Origin of the sequence: Pseudoxanthomonas sp. Root65, from assembly GCF_001427635.1 — a bacterium.
Lineage (GTDB): Bacteria > Pseudomonadota > Gammaproteobacteria > Xanthomonadales > Xanthomonadaceae > Pseudoxanthomonas_A.
On sequence record NZ_LMHA01000001.1, the window covers coordinates 540363 to 554058 of the forward strand.

The 13696-nt window shown below is 65.3% G+C and carries 12 protein-coding genes; 8 read left to right on the top strand and 4 right to left on the bottom strand.

What is annotated here, in order from left to right; all coding sequences use genetic code 11:
- The first annotated feature begins 4 nt into the window (after nt 1–4).
- From ASD77_RS02435 to ASD77_RS02445, 3 genes are read left to right on the top strand one after another with little or no spacing between them, the layout of a single operon-like run.
- Nucleotides 5–814, top strand: a complete 810-nt coding sequence (locus ASD77_RS02435) for an ABC transporter ATP-binding protein (protein ID WP_055936818.1) — start codon at nt 5–7, stop codon at nt 812–814.
- 3 nt (nt 815–817) lie between these two features.
- A complete protein-coding gene (locus ASD77_RS02440) occupies nt 818–1744 on the top strand; it encodes an MlaD family protein (RefSeq protein WP_055936820.1) in 927 nt (308 codons plus the stop codon).
- Nucleotides 1741–2370 (top strand): ABC-type transport auxiliary lipoprotein family protein, encoded by a 630-nt coding sequence (locus tag ASD77_RS02445; RefSeq protein ID WP_055936823.1) that lies wholly within the window; start codon nt 1741–1743, stop codon nt 2368–2370. Before ASD77_RS02440 ends, ASD77_RS02445 begins: the two co-directional genes overlap by 4 nt.
- A gap of 20 nt (nt 2371–2390) precedes the next feature.
- On the opposite strand, the gene ASD77_RS02450 is transcribed toward ASD77_RS02445, so the two are convergent.
- The gene (locus ASD77_RS02450; protein ID WP_055936826.1) at nt 2391–3014 is read right to left on the bottom strand and encodes an alpha-ketoglutarate-dependent dioxygenase AlkB; all 624 of its coding nucleotides are present in this window, start codon (nt 3012–3014) and stop codon (nt 2391–2393) included.
- Nucleotides 3015–3079: 65 nt separating this feature from the next.
- Between ASD77_RS02450 and ASD77_RS02455 the strand changes: the two genes are divergently transcribed.
- Together ASD77_RS02455 and ASD77_RS02460 are read left to right on the top strand one after the other, a co-directional pair.
- Nucleotides 3080–4708: an electron transfer flavoprotein-ubiquinone oxidoreductase gene (locus ASD77_RS02455; RefSeq protein ID WP_055936829.1), complete on the top strand. Its 1629-nt coding sequence runs from the start codon at nt 3080–3082 to the stop codon at nt 4706–4708.
- Nucleotides 4709–4715: 7 nt separating this feature from the next.
- A complete protein-coding gene (locus ASD77_RS02460; protein WP_235578453.1) occupies nt 4716–6794 on the top strand; it encodes a glycoside hydrolase family 99-like domain-containing protein in 2079 nt (692 codons plus the stop codon).
- Nucleotides 6795–6960: 166 nt separating this feature from the next.
- Here ASD77_RS02460 and ASD77_RS02465 read toward each other — a convergent pair whose 3' ends face one another.
- From ASD77_RS02465 to ASD77_RS02475, 3 genes are all read right to left on the bottom strand, one after another.
- Nucleotides 6961–9240, bottom strand: coding sequence for an FG-GAP-like repeat-containing protein (locus ASD77_RS02465; RefSeq protein WP_055936835.1), 2280 nt, complete (start codon nt 9238–9240; stop codon nt 6961–6963).
- Nucleotides 9241–9492: 252 nt separating this feature from the next.
- Entirely contained in the window at nt 9493–10125 is a 633-nt protein-coding gene (locus ASD77_RS02470) for a CoA transferase subunit B (RefSeq protein WP_055936838.1), read from the bottom strand.
- The gene (locus tag ASD77_RS02475; RefSeq protein WP_055936841.1) at nt 10125–10856 is read right to left on the bottom strand and encodes a CoA transferase subunit A; all 732 of its coding nucleotides are present in this window, start codon (nt 10854–10856) and stop codon (nt 10125–10127) included. The genes ASD77_RS02470 and ASD77_RS02475 overlap by 1 nt, the downstream gene beginning before the upstream one ends.
- A 115-nt stretch (nt 10857–10971) precedes the next feature.
- On the opposite strand from ASD77_RS02475, the gene ASD77_RS02480 reads away from it, so the two are divergent.
- The 3 genes from ASD77_RS02480 to ASD77_RS02490 all read left to right on the top strand — a co-directional run bounded on the left by ASD77_RS02480 (nt 10972) and on the right by ASD77_RS02490 (nt 13668).
- Complete coding sequence (locus tag ASD77_RS02480; protein WP_055936844.1) at nt 10972–11904, top strand: hypothetical protein; 933 nt, start codon at nt 10972–10974, stop codon at nt 11902–11904.
- Nucleotides 11905–11980: 76 nt separating this feature from the next.
- On the top strand, nt 11981–12727 hold the full coding sequence (locus ASD77_RS02485) for an electron transfer flavoprotein subunit beta/FixA family protein (protein WP_055936847.1): 747 nt from the start codon (nt 11981–11983) through the stop codon (nt 12725–12727).
- Complete coding sequence (locus ASD77_RS02490) at nt 12727–13668, top strand: electron transfer flavoprotein subunit alpha/FixB family protein (RefSeq protein WP_055936850.1); 942 nt, start codon at nt 12727–12729, stop codon at nt 13666–13668. Before ASD77_RS02485 ends, ASD77_RS02490 begins: the two co-directional genes overlap by 1 nt.
- Nucleotides 13669–13696: the final 28 nt, after the last annotated feature.

A 13696-nucleotide genomic window follows, 5' to 3' on the forward strand; every position in this document is an offset into this window, starting at 1 on the left:
GCGCATGACCGACGAATCCCCCATCATCCAGGTGCGCGGCCTGGTCAACCGCTTCGGCGAGCAGACCGTGCACGAAGCCCTCGACCTGGACGTGCGCCGTGGCGAGATCCTCGGCGTGGTCGGCGGCTCCGGTACCGGCAAGTCGGTGTTGATGCGCTCGATCCTGGGCCTGCGCCAGCCCGACGAAGGGCAGATCACCGTGCTCGGCGAGGATGCCCGCTCGGAGGATCCTGCCGCACGCCAGCATATCGAGCGCAATACCGGCGTGCTGTTCCAGGATGGCGCGCTGTTCTCGTCGCTGACGGTCGGCGAGAACGTGCAGGTGCCGCTGAAGGAGCATCATCCGGAACTGCCGGACAGCTGGCGCTACGAACTCGCGCTGCTGAAGGTCAAGCTGGCCGGCCTGCCGGCCGATGCGCTCAACAAGCTGCCCTCTCAACTGTCCGGCGGCATGCGCAAGCGCGCCGGCCTGGCGCGTGCGCTGGCGCTGGACCCGCCGCTGCTGTTCCTCGACGAACCCACCGCAGGCCTGGACCCGATCGGCGCGGCCGCGTTCGACCGGTTGATCAAGACGCTGCAGGAAGCGCTGGGCCTGACGGTCTTCCTGATCACCCACGATCTGGACACGCTGTACGCGATCTGCGACCGCGTGGCGGTGCTGGCCGACCAGCGGGTGATCACGGTGGCGCCGCTGCAGGAGGTGGAGCGCTTCGACCATCCCTGGGTGCAGGAATACTTCCACGGTCCCCGTGCGCGCGCCGCGCGTGACGGACAGCAGGCCTCCGGGCCCCTCTTTTCGCAAACGGCGGTCTGATCCATGGAAACACGCGCCAATTACGTGCTCATCGGAGCCTTCACCCTCATCATCGCCGCCGCGCTATTGCTGTTCGGCCTGTGGGCGGCGAAATACTCCTCCGAGCGCACCTGGCAGGAATACCAGGTGGTGTTCCGCGAGGCGGTGACAGGCCTGACCGTCGGCAGCCCGGTGCAGTACAACGGCATCGCGGTCGGCTCCATCACCAAGCTCTCGTTGGCCCCGAACGATCCGCGCCAGGTGATCGCCCGCATCCGCGTGGAGTCGTACACGCCGGTGAAGACCGACACCCGCGCCAAGCTGGCGATCACCAGCCTGACCGGCCCGACCATCATCCAGTTGAGCGGCGGTACGCCGCAGGCGCCGTCGCTGACCAGCGTGGATTCGCGCGAGGCACCGGTCATCCAGACCGCGCCGTCGGCGCTGCAGAACATCACCGACACCGCCAACCGCATCGTCGAACGCCTGGACCAGGCGCTGAGCGACAAGAACGTCGCCAGCATCACCGCCACGCTGGAGAACCTGGAGACGATGAGCAACGCGCTGGCCAGCCGCGAGGACGGGATCGAAGCGTTGATCACCAGCGCGCGCGACGCCGCGCAGAATCTGGACAAGACCCTCACCACCACCAACGGCGCCATCGAGCGGCTGGACAAGAACCTGGTGCAGGAACTGCCGGGCATCCTGGACAAGCTGGAAACCACGCTGGGCAAGCTCGACTCGGCCGCCGGCAACGCGGACGCTATCCTCGGCGAGAACCGCGCCGCCATCAACAGCTTCGCCAGCGACGGCCTGGGCCAGCTGGGCCCCACCCTCACCGAACTGCGCGGCCTGGTGCGCGACCTGCGCCGCGTCAGCGACCGTCTCGAAGGCAATCCCGCGCGCTACCTGCTCGGCCGCGACGCACCCAAGGAGTTCGACCCGAAATGAAGCCGCAGCGCCTCACCTTCGCCCTCCCCTTCCTGCTGGTGCTTGCCGGCTGCTCGATCCTGGGCAGCGAGCAGCGCGACCCGGTCACCATCTACGCGCCGGATGTCAGGGTCGCACCGCAGGCCGGCTGGCCGCAGGTGGACTGGACGCTGATCATCGCCAAGCCGACGGCTGCGCGCGTGATCGACAGCCCCCGCATCAGCGTGCGGCCGATGCCCGGCGAACTGCAGGTCTACCGCGGCGTGTCGTGGGCGCTGCCCGCAACCGACATGCTGCAGGACGCGGTGCAGCGCACGCTGGAGGATTCGGGGCGCATTCCTGCCGTGGCCAGCGCGGATGCCGGCATCCTCGGCGAGTACAAACTGGTCATGGACCTGCGCCGCTTCGAGGCCGATTACGCCGGCGGTGCGTTGCCATCCGCCGTGGTCGAAGTGAACGCCAAGCTGGTCAACAACCGCGGCCAGCGCGTCGTCGCGTCGCGCACGTTCCTGCAGCAGAAGCCCGCGAACAGCGTCGACGTCGCGCAGGTGGCGACGGCCTTCGAGGAGGCGCTGGAAGCCGCCACCGCCGATATCGCCGGCTGGGTGCTGGTCTCCGGCAACGGCGACCCGAATGCCGAGCGTTGATCGCTGATCGGTGCTGCAACTCAGCGACGGCGCGCCGGATCGATCCAGCGGAACGTCAGGTTGATGCGCGGCCCCACCGGCTTGGCCGTGCGCGGCAGTGCATGGCGGTAGTGCCGCTGCGTATCGCCCGCCATCACCAGCAGACTGCCGTGCGGCAAGTCGAACGCTGAACGCAGCGCCGGATCCTGCCGGTGCTTGAGCAGGAAGCGGCGCACGCCACCCAGGCTGACGGAGGCGATCACCGGCTGCGAGCCGAGTTCAGGCTCGTCGTCGCTATGCCAGCCCATCGCATCGCGCCCGTCGCGGTACAGGTTCGCCAGCAAGCTGTTGAAGGGCACGCCGAGTTCGTCCTGCAGCCGCGCGCGCACGCCAGTCAGCGCCGCCGTCCACGGATGCGGCAGGAAGTCGGCACCCGAATACCGGTACACCGCCTCCGCATCCCCGATCCAGGCACTCAGTCTGGGCGAATCGACATGGCGCCCGAAGATCCGGATGCGGTGCACGCTCCACGGCAGCGACGGCCGCAGCGCATCGAACAGCGCATCGGCCTCCACGCTGGGCAGCCACGCGGGCCGATAAACGAGATGCGCGCCCGGCAGCGCCACATCGTGTCCATCCGCAGGGAGCGGCAGGGGTATGGTCATGCCCGCGATGCTCGCGGATTTGCCCCTTCCGGCGCAAACCCCGAAAATGCCGGGAGCCTAACGCCATGCTGGAGCCACGCCCGATGTCCGATGTCGAACGCGATGTGATGGAGTACGACGTCGTCACCGTCGGCGCGGGGCCGTCGGGCCTGGCCTTCGCCATCCGGCTGAAGCAGCTGAATCCCGAGATCTCGGTCTGCGTGATCGAGAAGGCCAGCACCATCGGCGCCCACATCCTGTCCGGCGCGGTGATCGAGCCGCAGCCGCTCGACGCGCTGCTGCCGGGCTGGCGCGACAATCCGCCGCCCGTGTGCGTACCGGCCGCGGATGACGAGTTCTGGTACTTCAGCAAGGACGGCGGCCGCAAGTTCCCGATCGTGCCGCCCGGCATGCGCAACCACGGCAACTTCATCGTCTCGCTCGGCGCCATGTGCGCCTGGCTGGCGCCGCAGGCCGAAGCGCTGGGCGTGGAAATCTATCCGGGCTTCGCCGCCGCCGAGACGCTGCATGACGACGAGGGCAAGGTCATCGGGGTGCGCATCGGTGACATGGGCATCGCGAAGGACGGCAGCCACAAGCCGGGCTACACGCAGGGTATCGACATCCGCGCCAAGGTCACCGTACTGGCCGAAGGCGCGCGCGGCCACCTGACCAAGCGGCTGGTGAAGCGCTTCGCGCTGGACAAGGACAGCGACCCGCAGGCCTATTCCATCGGCATCAAGGAACTGTGGCAGGTGCCGGAAGGCCGCGTCACGCCGGGCAAGATCGTGCACACGCTGGGCTGGCCGGCCAGCAACGACATCTACGGCGGCAGTTTCCTGTATCACCTGGAGAACAACCAGATCGCGCTGGGCTACGTCAGCGGACTGGATTACAAGGACCCCGAGTACAAGCCGTGGGAGGCCTTCCAGCAATGGAAGAACCACCCGCTGATCAAACCGCTGCTCGAAGGCGGCAGCATCCTGTCCGCCGGCGCGCGCGCCATCGTCACCGGTGGCTGGCAGTCGCTGCCGAAGGTCGAGATGCCGGGCGCCCTGCTGATCGGCGACACTGCCGGCCTGCTCAATGTGCCGAAGATCAAGGGCACGCACCAGGCGATCCGCAGCGGCATGCTGGCCGCAGAACACCTGGTCGCCTCGCAGCTCGCGCCGGAAGGCTTCGACGCCAAGCTGCGTGCGTCAGATGCGATGGCTGAGCTGAAGGCCGTGCGCAACATCAAACCCGGCTTCAAGAAGGGCCTGTGGTTCGGCATGGCGAATGCCGCCTGGGAGACCGCCGTGGGCGGACTCTCACCGTGGACCCTGAAAGTAAAGCCCGACTGGTCGTCGCTCGACAAGGTCGGCGAGTACGAAGAAACGAAGCGCGATTACGTGGACCGCACCCTGGCGCCGCGCGACCGCCTACAGGGCGTCTACTACGCCGCCACCGAACATGACGAAGATCAGCCCGTGCACCTGCGCGTGCACGACACCTCCGTCTGCGTCAGCCGCTGCGCCGCCGAATACGACAACCCCTGCACCCGCTTCTGCCCGGCCGGTGTCTACGAGATCGTCGACGACGGCGATGGCAAACGCCTGCAGATCAACGCCGCCAACTGCGTCCACTGCAAGACCTGCGATATCAAGGACCCCTACCAGATCATCGACTGGGTGACGCCGGAAGGCGGGGCGGGGCCGAATTACCAGAAACTGTAGGAATTCCGTGGCAACGTCCCTGTCCCGTCGCGTTCGCACCGCGCTGTTCTATGCCCTGCGGACCGCCTTCCGCCTGACACCGATGCCGCAAGGCACCCGCGACAGGCTGCGCGAACGATTCCTCGACACGAAAGGCCACTGGGTGCCGGAAGGGCCGAAGGGCCAGGCGCCAATGGGAGAACTGCCACGCAGGCCTTATGTGCGTTCCGATGAACGCGCGATCGGCTACGTGCCATACGAGAAGGGCGAACTTCCGGATCCGCTTCCCGCTACGCTCGTGGCTTTCTATCTGCCGCAGTTCCACACCATTCCCGAAAACGACGAATGGTGGGGCAAGGGCTTCACCGAGTGGCGCAACGTCACCCGCGCCCTGCCGCAGTTCGAAGGCCACTATCAGCCCAAACTACCCGGCGATCTGGGTTTCTACGACCTGCGCAACGTCGAGGTCATGCACGAACAGGCCCGCCTCGCCCGCGAGTACGGCATCAGCGCCTTCTGCTTCTACTTCTACTGGTTCGGCGGCAAGACCCTACTCGAAACCCCGCTGCGCAACTGGCTCAACGACAAGACCATCGACCTGAAATTTTGCCTGTGCTGGGCCAACGAGAAATGGACGCGCACGTGGGATGGGCGTGGTGACGAGATCCTGATCGATCAGAAGCATTCGCCTGAAGACGACATCGCATTCATTGAGTATGTGGCGGAGTACATGCGGGATCCGCGGTATTTGCGGGTAGATGGGAAGCCGGTGCTGGTGGTGTATCGACCTGGCTTGCTGCCGGACGCTTGTGCCACTGCCAAACGATGGCGCGAATGGTGTGACTCACACGACATAGGCGACCTACAGATTGTCTATGTCGAGAGTTTTGAATCCCCACCCCCAGCGCAGTACGGGCTAGACGCCTCTATCGCCTTCCCGCCAAACCAGCACCCTGCTACAGACGTCACGACGCGACAGGTGCTCTTGAATCCCGCGTTCCAAGGCGAGTTACTGGACTGGCGGACGCTGCCCAAGGTCGTGGTGCCGTCACGGGGTAACCGCTACCCGGGGGTGGCGCCAGGTTGGGACAACGAAGCGCGGCGCCCCGGCCGCGGCCGAGTAATGCTTCATGCTTCCCCACGCGGATATCGCGATTGGCTGGTAAACAGCATCCGTGACGGAAACGCGCTAGCCCAACACCTCGTTTTCATCAATGCATGGAACGAATGGGCTGAAGGGGCCATGCTGGAGCCTGATGCCAGGCTTGGTTATGCGAATCTCCAAGCTACGCGCGATGCGCTGACTATTGTTGCCTGCAACGAGGATCGCACACATGCCATAAAGCATGCTTCCACGCACGCTGTGGTCCACGCATGGCATGTTGATGTTCTGACAGAAATCTTGGATACACTGAAAAGTGGTGGCTTGGACTGGCACCTTACTGTTACCACGACGTACGATCGCGCCGCAGAAGTCCGCGAATCCTTGGAATCGTCGACTTTTCCCTTCAACCTAATCATCGTTGAGAACCGCGGACGTGACATGCTGCCCTTCCTCATTGCCTCCGAGCATCTGCTGGCAAACGGGGTTGAAGTTGTTCTTAAACTCCACACTAAAAAATCCCTCCATCGGTGGGATGGAGATGCATGGCGACGCGATCTGCTTACGAAACTGGTATCCGGCGATCGTGCGCGAGAAGCCGTGCTGACAATGGAAAACAATCACCACGCAGGCCTTATCGCGCCAACTGGTCATATCCTTGGCTTGGATTACTACTGGGGCGCGAACGAACGCTCTGTCCACTCACTAGCGCGGCGCACCGGACTTCCTCCCGTAGACTGTCATGACGGGAGGTTTGTCTCTGGAAGCATGTTCTGGGTTCGGCTCGCGGCCATTCGTCCGCTACTCGACGCACACATCCAGCCAAGTGAGTTCGAGCCCGAACAAGGACAGGTAGACGGAACGCTCGCGCACGCCTTCGAGCGGATCATCCAGCATTGCGTGATAAGCACTGGCTTCAGTACATTCTTCTTGGCGGAGAGCGGCTCGGCTGGAGACACTCCATCGACCGGCGACAACACCTATTCCTACGCCAGTCGCGGCTGATCTCTCGTCCGCCGCGCGCTGCCGCTTGCCGTGCGAGCCATCCCGCACAGATCAAGCCCTGAGCCGACAGGATCCTCGATCAATCCAAACGAAAACCCGCACGTATTCCGCTTCCAGATACACGTGCGGGAATCTCGTCTGCAATCGCATAGACGAATGCCTGCACCTACAGCTTGGGCGACCAAACTGTGGCAACCGGCTCCATCAACATGCTGTTCGCGGATCGACCTGCCCACCAGACGATGGTCGCGCCGGACGTTGGGTTGTGCCAGAAGAGATCCGCCTTTCCGTCGCCGTTGTAGTCGCCCGACGTCGCCACCTGCCAAGTGGTTTGGACGGTCACCTCCGCGAATGATCCCGCATACGCACCTGAAGGCCACACCGCCGTTTGGCCCGACGTGGCATGAACCCAGAACACATCAGTGGTGCCGTTAGCGTCGTAATCCCCGGTCGCCGCGACGCGCCATCCTTGGTCAGGAATGGTTACCTGAACCCATGAATTCGCGATTGCCCCCGATGGCCAGATTAGATTCTCTCCCGTGTTGGAGTTCCTCCAGAACAGGTCATCGCGACCATCGTTATTGAAATCGCCGACGCCGACGACGCGCCAAATGACAGCCACTCCAGTTCCATTTGCAGTGGTCGCCGGGTCTGCAGACCACCAAGTGATGTTTTGCCCGCTAATGGAGTGGCGCCAGAAAAGATCGGATCTGCCATCGCCGTTGAAGTCGCCGATCCCGACGATCTTCCAGTTGACATCGGGAATCGCTTGCACTACCCGAGAGGAGTTGCCAGAGCCCGCCGACCAGATGATGTTTTGACCGTTGGTGGCATGCCTCCAAAAAATGTCCCACTTGCCGTCTCCGTCGAAGTCTCCCGAACCAGCGATCTGCCAGTTCTGGTCTGAAACGGTTTCCGAATAGTAGCTATCCGCGCGACTGCCCGCCCTCCAAACGACGTTTTGCCCATTGGCAGAGCTGCGCCAGAACACATCCGATCGCCCGTCGCCATCTAGATCGCGCTGCGCGGCACCCACAAACGGGACCACTGTCGTCCGGAAGCCGGCTACTACCGGAATCGTCTGATTAAGGCTCCTAGCGTTGTCCTCACTGTTGGCGACACCGCATGCCAAGTTGCCTGTGGCACCACAGGTGCTCTTGAGCGGAGTCGAGAAGATTCGGTGAGCGACCTGACCCGTATCGCCATACGCCATTACGGTATAGAAGTTGCCGGCTGCCGAGGCCGTCTTGTAGCCGAACGAATACGGGAAGCGGCCGTACTGCAGTCCCCCGCCCGTCGTCGTCGAGTTCGCGCGGTCATGCGCAGAGCCCATAAGGTGCGCCGCCTCGTGCACCAGCGTCTCCTCAGCGCAGTAGTACTCCTTGCCATCGGAACCCGTGTCGAAGCCGTCGCTGATCACGGCATAGCCCCAAGCAGCATCAGCCGAGGTAATGGCCGTCTGGTTCGCGCCGTTCAACCAGGCGATGCCGCAACCTTCATTCTCCGGCGTGTTGAACTTGCGCACCAGCACCGCGATGTCCGCACCGTACTGGTCACGCGCGGTACGCAGCGGCGCAAGACTGGCGGGAACGGTGACGGGAGAGTTGCCCGTACTGCCGGTCAGTTCCTGCAGCGCCGTCTGGTTAGTGTTGGTATTAGTATAGCTGACCTGAAGCGCATGGACGATGCGCAGATAACCGTTGACGTCGCTGTTGGCGAAAGCCTGGTTGCCGATCTGCACCAGGAAGACCAGGCGCGTGGCGGCACCCGACGCGCCGCCGTTCGCAGCGGCGAACTCCGGGGTGTAGCCGATCGCTACGTCGATCGTGTTCGCAGCGGTCGGCGGTGCAGCCTGCGCAACAGCCGTCGCGCCCTGACTGACTTGCGCGGATTGGCTCACCGCCGCACCCATCGACGAGCGCAACGTGGCGGCCTCGGGAATCATCACGTCCTCATGCCCCTTCGTCGCGGACACCACCTTGGACGGATCGGTCTGGACGGCGAACACGGTACCGTTGCGGGTCTGCAGGCTCAGTGCCGGCTTGCCGTTGGCCTGGGGAATCGAACCGAACACCGCCTTCTCGCCGAAGGTGATGATGGCTTCCTGCATCGGGTCGCCGCCGACCACACGACCGATCCAGGTCCAGTTGCCGTCGATCTCTTCAGCATGGCGCTCATAGCGCAGCTTGACCTGGCTACCGTCCGGCGACGGCACCGTCATTTCACCGGTCGCGACCGCCTTGAAGGCGTGTGCCTCGCTGATGGCGGTCGGGAACCACGTATAAGCGCCTTCCTGCTTCGCAGGCGTCGCCTTGTTTGGGAATGAAAGCAGCGTGCCGCGATCGGGCGCATTCGCGATGGACGCCCCAATCGCGCGGGCCAACGGCAGCGACGTCGGCAGGCTGCCGGTCGCCTTGCTAGCGGCCACGCCGCGCATCCCTGCCATGCCCGATTCGGGGCTTTCTCCACTGCACCCGGCCAAAACCAACATCAAGGCGCAAGCGCCGACCCGGAGTTTCATACGTACGCCTCTGAGAAAAACGGATAGAGCCCCTGAGCTAACACTATAGCCCAGCCGCTGGACCACAAATAGCCAACAGGTTCCCTTCTCCGCCTTATCGGCCGAAAAACGTACAGCTGAAAGTCAGACGTGCAGCATGACTCAAACCAATCGGACTTCGGTCACGACTTGGTGGGGTCAGACGGTCTTGAAGGGGACGCCCGTCTTGGTCGCCAGCTCCGTTTCGCTCACGCCCTCGGCCATTTCCACGAGCGCCAGCCCTTCAGGTGTGACATCGAAGACCGCCAGGTCCGTGATGATCCGGTCCACGACGCCTACGCCGGTCAGCGGCAGGTCGCACTGCGGCAGGATCTTGTGGCTGCCGTCCTTCGCCACGTGCTCCATCAGCACCACGATGCGCTTGACGCCGGCCACCAGGTCCATGGCGCCGCCCATGCCCTTGACCATCTTGCCGGGCACCATCCAGTTGGCCAGGTCGCCCTTGTCGGTGACCTGCATGGCGCCCAGCACGGCCAGGTCGATGTGGCCACCCCGGATCATCGCGAACGAATCGTGGCTGCCGAAATAGCTGGCACCGGCCCGGGCCGTGACGGTCTGCTTGCCGGCGTTGATCAGGTCGGCGTCGACCTCGTACTCGGCCGGGAACGGCCCGATGCCGAGCAGGCCGTTCTCGGACTGAAGCCACACGTCCATGCCAGCCGGGATGTGGTTGGCGACCAGGGTCGGCAGGCCGATGCCGAGGTTGACGTAGGCACCGTCGGTCAGTTCGCGGGCGGCGCGCTGCGCCATTTCATCGCGGGTCCAGGGCATCACTTGTCTCCTTGGCGGACGGTGCGCTGCTCGATGCGCTTCTCGGGGCTCGGGTTGTGGACGATGCGGTCCACGTAGATGCCCGGCAGGTGGACGTGGTCGGGATCGATTTCGCCCACCTCCACGACCTCCTCGACTTCGGCAATGCACACCTTGCCCGCCATGGCGCAGGCCGGGTTGAAGTTGCGCGCCGTCTTGCGGAACACCAGGTTGCCGGACTTGTCGGCCTTCCACGCCTTGACCAGCGACACGTCGGCGCTGAGCGCCGTTTCCATGACATACCAGTGTTCGCCGAACTGGCGGGTCTCCTTGCCTTCGGCCACCACCGTGCCGTAGCCGGTGCGGGTGAAGAAGGCCGGGATGCCGGCACCGCCGGCGCGCAGGCGTTCGGCCAGCGTGCCCTGCGGGTTGAACTCCAGTTCCAGCTCGCCGGACAGGAACTGCCGCTCGAACTCCTTGTTCTCGCCCACGTAGGACGAAATCATCTTGCTGATCTGGCGGGTCTCCAGCAGCAGGCCCAGGCCGAAGCCGTCCACACCGGCATTGTTGGAAATGGCCGTGAGCCCCTTCGCGCCGCTGTCGCGCAGGGCGGCGATCAACGCTTCCGGAATGCCGCACAGGCCGAAGCCGCCCACGGCGAGTGTCTGGCCGTCGGCCACGACGCCCTGCAGTGCCGCTGCGGCACTGGGATAGAGCTTCTGCTTGCCTCCGGAACCGGGGTTACCCGTCATGGCGCGATCCAATCGATGAAGAAAGTCTGCATTCTACCCAGCGCTCCCGGGCCGACACAGGTACTTTTGGGCAATGGGAGTCCAGCGCAGGACGTGCGCGTACACTTGCCGACGTATGAAGACCCTCGCCCTCGTTACCGCCGTGGCCGCCTCCGGTCACGACGACGACCTCGCGCCCCTGCTGGATGCCTGCGCGGACGCCGGCCTGCACGCCCGGGCAGTGGCCTGGGACGACCCGACGGTGAGCTGGTCCCGCTTCGATGCAGCGCTGCTGCGCTCGCCGTGGGACTACACGGAACGGCTGCCCGAGTTCCTGGCCTGGTGCGAACACGCGGACCGGGTGACACACCTGATGAATCCCCTGAACGTGGTGCGCTGGAACACCGACAAGCACTATCTCGCCGATCTGGCGACCGTGGGCATTCCGGTTGTTCCCACCCGGTTCGTCGAGCCCGACGCCGAGCCGATGGACGCATTGGCTGCCTTCCTGGATGAGTTCGATGCCGGGGAGTTCGTCGTCAAGCCCACGGTCAGCGCCGGCGCCCGCGACACCCAGCGCTACGCCCGCGACCAGCAGTTCGTGGCCGGCAACCACATCGGCCGCCTGCTGGAGCAGGAGCGCAGCGTCATGCTGCAGCCTTACGTGGCCTCGGTCGACCGGCACGGCGAAACCGCGCTGCTCTATTTCAACGGACGGTTCAGCCACGCCGCCCGCAAGGGTGCGCAACTGCCGCCCGGCGAAGGCGCGCGGCAGGCGCCCATGGCTCTGGGCGATATCGTCGCCACGACCGCCACGCCCGCGGAACAGGCGCTGGCCGAACGGATCCTTACCGCCGCCATGCGGCTGCGACAGCTCGAAGACCCCATCGCCTACGCGCGCGTCGATCTGCTGACCGGCGCCGATGGCCTGCCGCAGTTGCTCGAACTGGAACTGACCGAGCCCTCGCTGTTCTTCGCCCAGGCCCCCGGCAGCGCCGCTCGTTTCGCGGCCGTGCTGGCGTCCCGGCTGGCGGACGGTACCGTACGGGCTCGCATGGCCACCGCCTGACGGCTAAAATCCCGGGTCTGCCCTCGGCCAGCCGCCGCGGCCGGGCCTCACCGTCGCATACAGGAATTCCCGCAGGATGAAGATTCTCGTCGCCTACAAGCGCGTGGTGGACTACAACGTCCGCATCCAGGTCAAGCCGGACGGCTCCGGCGTGGTCACCGACGGCGTCAAGCTGTCCCCCAACCCCTTCGACGAGATCGCGCTGGAAGAAGCCCTGCGCCTGCGCGACAAGGGCATCGCCACCGACGTCGTGGTCGCCACCATCGCCCCCGCCGACGCCCAGGCCCACCTGCGCAACGGCCTGGCCATGGGTGCCAACCGCGCCATCCACGTGGTCACCGACCAGGCCATCCAGCCGCTGACCGCCGCCCGCACCCTGCTGAAGCTGGTCGAGAAGGAGGCGCCCGACCTGGTGATCCTCGGCAAGCAGGCCATCGACGACGACGCCAACCAGACCGGCCAGATGCTGGCCACGCTGTGGGGCCGCCCGCAGGCCACCTTCGCCGGCAAGCTCGACATCGCCGACGGCAAGGCTACGGTGGTGCGCGAAGTCGACGCCGGCCTGGAAACACTGGAAGTTGATCTGCCGGCCGTGGTCACCACCGACCTGCGCCTCAACGAGCCGCGCTTCATCAAGCTGCCGGACATCATGAAGGCCAAGAGCAAGCCGCTGGAGACCCTGCAGCTGGCCGACCTCGGCGTGGACGCCGCCGACACGCACAAGACCACCCACTACGCCCCGCCAGCCAAGCGCAGCAAGGGCGTGATGGTCAAGGACGCGGCCGAACTGGTCGCCGCACTCAAGCAGAAGGGGTTGCTGTAATGGCCAAGGTTCTCGTCATTGCCGAACACCTGGACGGCAAGCTCAACGCCTCCACCGCCAAGACCGTCAGCGCGGCGGCTGCCGTGAACGCCGACGCCATCGACGTGGTCGTGCTGGCCGCCGATCCGGCCGCTGTCGCCGCCGACGCCGCACAGATCGCCGGCGTCGCCAAGGTACTGACCGTCGCCAACGCCGCCAACGCGAACCCCATCGCGCAGGTGCTGGCGCCCCAGATCGCCCAGCTGGCGGCGGGCTATACGCACGTGTTCGCCCCATCCACCACCTTCGGCAAGGACCTGCTGCCGTGCGTGGCCGCCCTGCTGGGCGTCAACCAGGTCTCCGACCTGATGACTGTGGAAGGCCCGCATACCTTCAAGCGCCCGATCTACGCCGGCAATGCGATCATCACGGTCGAAACCCCGGCCGACCAGACCGTGGTCGCCACCGTGCGCACCGCCTCCTGGCCGGAAGCCGGCAGGGGCGGCAGCGCGACGATCGAGGCCGTCAGCGTGGACGCCGCCTTGCCGACGCATACCCGCTACCTCGGCCTGGCCGCCGGCAAGTCCGACCGCCCCGACCTGCAGAGCGCCAAGCGTGTCGTCTCCGGCGGCCGCGGCGTCGGTTCGGCCGAGAACTTCAAGGTCATTTACGCGCTGGCCGACAAGCTCGGCGCCGCCGTCGGCGCGTCGCGCGCCGCCGTCGACGCCGGCTACGTGCCGAACGAACTGCAGGTCGGCCAGACCGGCAAGATCATCGCCCCCGAGCTGTACGTCGCCGTCGGCATCTCCGGCGCCATCCAGCACCTGACCGGCATCAAGGACGCAGGTACGATCGTGGCGATCAACAAGGACCCGGAGTCCCCGATCTTCGAGATTGCGGATATTGGGTTGGTGGGGGATTTGTTTGCGCTGCTGCCGGAACTTGAGTCAGCGCTGAACTGATGGCCTGAGCCGTCGCAAACCTACTCTT